This window comes from Streptomyces sp. NPDC055506 (assembly GCF_053643595.1).
This window is the reverse complement of the sequence record NZ_JBSHKH010000251.1, coordinates 1-3945: the sequence shown is the minus strand read 5'-3', so window position 1 is coordinate 3945 and position 3945 is coordinate 1. Positions and strand designations below refer to the sequence as shown.

General features: G+C 67.0%; 3 protein-coding genes. All 3 read left to right on the top strand.

The window, feature by feature from the left end; all coding sequences use genetic code 11:
* Window positions 1-484 precede the first annotated feature (484 nt).
* The 3 genes from ACWIF2_RS40220 to ACWIF2_RS40210 are packed head-to-tail and all read left to right on the top strand — an operon-like array spanning window position 485 to window position 3916.
* A complete protein-coding gene (locus ACWIF2_RS40220) occupies window positions 485-2713 on the top strand; it encodes a glycoside hydrolase domain-containing protein (protein WP_454366608.1) in 2229 nt (742 codons plus the stop codon).
* A gap of 13 nt (window positions 2714-2726) precedes the next feature.
* On the top strand, window positions 2727-3176 hold the full coding sequence (locus ACWIF2_RS40215) for a hypothetical protein (protein ID WP_454366606.1): 450 nt from the start codon (window positions 2727-2729) through the stop codon (window positions 3174-3176).
* Complete coding sequence (locus ACWIF2_RS40210; RefSeq protein ID WP_454366604.1) at window positions 3173-3916, top strand: hypothetical protein; 744 nt, start codon at window positions 3173-3175, stop codon at window positions 3914-3916. Before ACWIF2_RS40215 ends, ACWIF2_RS40210 begins: the two co-directional genes overlap by 4 nt.
* Window positions 3917-3945: the final 29 nt, after the last annotated feature.

The window sequence follows — 3945 nt, the reverse complement described above, 5'->3', positions numbered from 1 at the left end:
CTCCTGCTCCGCGAGCGGAACCGCCTGATCGCCTGGCTGCCCGAGCCTCCGGTTTCGGACAGATTTCCGGCCTGAAGTGTCCCTCTCGCCGTCATTCCGTTTCACGGTTTCTTCACTGTTCTGGAGTGCGCGAGCCGACTCGGCCATTTGTTCCGGAACCGGGTGCGGGGGCGGGTCGGATTCGCGCCACGGCACCAATTGCCCCAGAAGTAAAGCCCTTGCTCCCCCTGCTCGCGCTGTGCCTATGGTGATCACCAAATCCGGTGCACTGACCACGCCACCGGAACGGGGGAGGTTTCTGATGTCGCCGTGCCGTCTGTCATGCGCACATCTTCTTCGCAGTCGTGCCGTCATGTCGCGCCTCTGAGTCGTCTCGCCTCCTGGTGAGGCCGTCCCTCGTCAACTCCTCCCGGTCCCACGCCGGATGGGGGTGCCGTCACGCTCCGGTACCCGGACACGACCCTTGTGAAGGAGAGCCACGCCCATGGCCGATGAGATGGTGCGCAGAGCCCAGACGTTCCTCAACGCCACCTATGACAACGGTGCGAAGCTGGGCATATCGCGGCTCGTCGAGAACGGCGAGACCGGCTGGACCGTCATGTTCGCCCTCACCCGGGCGCTCCAGTACGAGCTGGGCATCTCCGGACTGTCGGACAACTTCGGTCCCGGCACGCTCTCCACGCTCCAGTCGAAGTACCCGCGCATCGGCGCTTCCGGCGTCCCGGCGAACATCATCCGGATCGTCCAGGCCGGCCTGTACTGCAAGGGGTACGACGGCGGCGAGATCGACGGCAAGTACAACGACCGTGTCCGCGACTCGGTGATCAAGCTCAAGAAGGACATGGGCGTCGACTTCGCCTTCCCCGGCGGTGAAGTGGTCCCGAAGGTACTCAAGGGCCTTCTGAACATGGACCCGTACGTCACCGTCAACAACGGCTCCGCCCAGATCCGCGCCGTGCAGCAGTGGATGAACGGCGAATTCATCAACCGCCGGGACTTCTTCATCATCGCGTGCGACGGTCATCACTCCCGCACCGTCGCCCAGGCGATGCTCTACGCGGTCCAGTACACCATCGGGATGGCCGACGGGGTCGCCAACGGGGTGTTCGGCCCCGGCACCCAGGCGGGTCTGAAGGAGCACACCCTGTCGGTGGGCTCGTCCGGCACCTGGGTGCAGTTGTTCACCGGCGGCCTGCTGCTCAACCAGCGCTCCGTCTCCTTCGGCAGCACCTTCACCGCCGCCCACGCGGAAGCGGTCCGCTCGTTCCAGTCGTTCGTCAAGCTGCCCGTGACCGGGAAGGGCGACTTCTCCACCTGGGCCTCCCTCCTCGTGTCCTACGGTGACCAGAACCGCAAGGGCACGGCGTCCGACGGCGTCACCCGCATCACCCCCGACAGGGCCAAGGCGCTCAAGGCGGAAGGCATCACCATCGTCGGGCGCTACCTGACCAACCCGATCCCCGGCGGCGGCAAGGTCCCCGAGAAGGAGATCCAGACCGGCGAGCTGCAGACCATCGCCGACCAGGGGCTGCGCTGTTTCCCGATCTACCAGACCTTCGGGCGGGGCGCCGAGGACTTCAGCTACCCCCTGGGCCGAGCGGCCGGACAGGCCGCGATCAACGCGGCACTCGACCACGGCTTCAAGCCGGGATCGAGGATATTCTTCGCGGTCGACTTCGACGCCTACGACTACGAGGTCACCGACAACGTCCTGCCCCACTTCAAGGGCATCGAGGACGCGATGCGCGACGACGGCAACCGCTACGGCGTCGGCGTCTACGGCCCCCGCAACGTGTGCACGCGCGTGTCGGAAGCGGGCCACGCCTCGGCCTCGTTCGTCTCCGACATGTCCTCCGGATTCTCGGGGAACTTCGGCTATCCGCTCCCCGAGAACTGGGCCTACGACCAGATCGTCACCAAGACGGTCGGCTCCGGAAGCGGTTCGATCAACATCGATGTCAACATCGCCTCCGGGCGTGACACCGGTCAGGGATCGTTCAACCCGCCGAGAGGTGTCAAGCAGGACACCCGGCTGCACCCCGACGTCACCACGGCCATGCAGACGGACGTCGGCAAGTACATGGAATCGCTCGGATTCCCCCTCGACGGCGGCACCCGCAGCTGGCAGCACTGGAAGTGCTTCGAACGGACCGTCACCGCGCACGACGAGCTGATCACCGACCTCTCCCGCAGATACAACATGCGCAAGGCGCTCATCCAGACGACCGCCTACTGGGAGATGCGGCACATCACCCCTCAGGACGAGGCGGCCTGGCTCGCGGTCATCACCGCCTTCAACACCACGCGCCAGTACATCCGTGAGACGTCCACGGGCATCGCCAAGCAGCGGGCCGGCACTCTGATCGGTGCCTGGAACCACGCCCTCGACAAGGGTTACTCCTCGGACCAGCCGCGCCGGGACTACTCGAAGGACGAGGACAAGTACAACGCCTGGAAGCAGGCCTACGACAGCGAGACGTTCGCCCTCACCAGCGTCGCCATCATCCACATGTGGGACATCGACGGTAAGCCCGGCGGCGACGACGACTCCCCGGCCCTGCGCAAGCCGACCCTCGGCTACACGGACACGGAGATCTACGAGGTCCTCCGCCGGTACCAGGGCCCCGGCGAGCCCGCGATGACGGAGGCCAAGAAGCGGATGGGGCTGTACTACGTGATGGAGAAGTACAACTCCATCTCCCGCAACTACTAGCAGGGGAGCGCACATGTCAGGAGACGAGCCCTACGCCGCCCACGACGGCGCGCTGTTGCTGGTGCTGCTCCTGGCCTGCCTCATCACGGTGGTGCCCCTCACCGTCCACGGGATCAAACGCCTGATACGAGCCGCGCGGAGGAAGGAGACGTTCACAGCCCGGTCCGCTGCCGTGCTGGCCTGGGACGCGACGATCGCCATGTACACATGGGGACTCCTCCATCTGTTCCTCCTCGACGACTACGCCCGGTCCCAGGCATGCCGCGACTCGGTCGGAGACAAGCTCAGTGGCTACGCCCCGAGCTTCGTCCCGTTGCACTTCGGTTGCCGGACCAGTGACGGGCGGGTCGTCGAGGCCCTCATCCCCTCGTACATCAACCCGGCAGTCGCCGTACTCGGGGTCTGCTCCCTCGTCCTCACCGGACTCGCCATCGCCCACCACAAGAAGGACACCGACACGTGACAACCGACCTGTCCCGCCGAAGTGCGCTGCGGCGTGCCGCCTTCATCGCCGCGGGCACGGCCCTCGGCTCCTCACTGCTCTCCTCTCCCGCCCGGGCCGCGTCCCAGGGCCCGGATCCGGACAAGGTCCGGGAGGCGGTACGCAAGGCGCAGGAACGCGACAAGCGACTCCTGACCGGTGTCCCGTCGACGAACGGCTGGGAGATGGAAAGGACCGCGGACGACCACGGGCACATCTACACCAGACCCGTCCCCGGCACCCCCGTCGACGGCGTCCAGATCCGCATGGGCGACGTCGAGACCGTCCTCGTCCATGTGATCCGCCGCTTCCACTACGAGATCGACGAACTGCGCCGGGGCGACGTCACCGGCTGGCGCCGGCCCTCGACGGTACGCAAGGGCCTGGCCGAGTCGAACCAGGCCTCCGGCACGGCCGTGCAGATCCGGCCGGGTTACTACCCCGCCGGGGTGCGGGGCGGTTTCTTCCCGCAGCAGACGGTGGTGATCCGGGACATCCTCGCCGAGTGCGACGGCGTGGTCCGGTGGGGCGGGGACGACAAGCGCCCGGACGAGGCGCTGTTCTACCTCGACGTCAAGCCCGGCGACAGCCGGCTGGCGGCGACCGCGGCGAAGATCCAGGGCTGGGAATGGGCTCCCGGCAAGGGCGCCGGTTCCGGCGCCGACCCGCTCCAGCCGTCGCGGAAGCGTTCCGCCGAACGCCTCGCCCGGCAGCAGTCCTGAACCGAACGGTGGCCCGCACGGTGTGACGG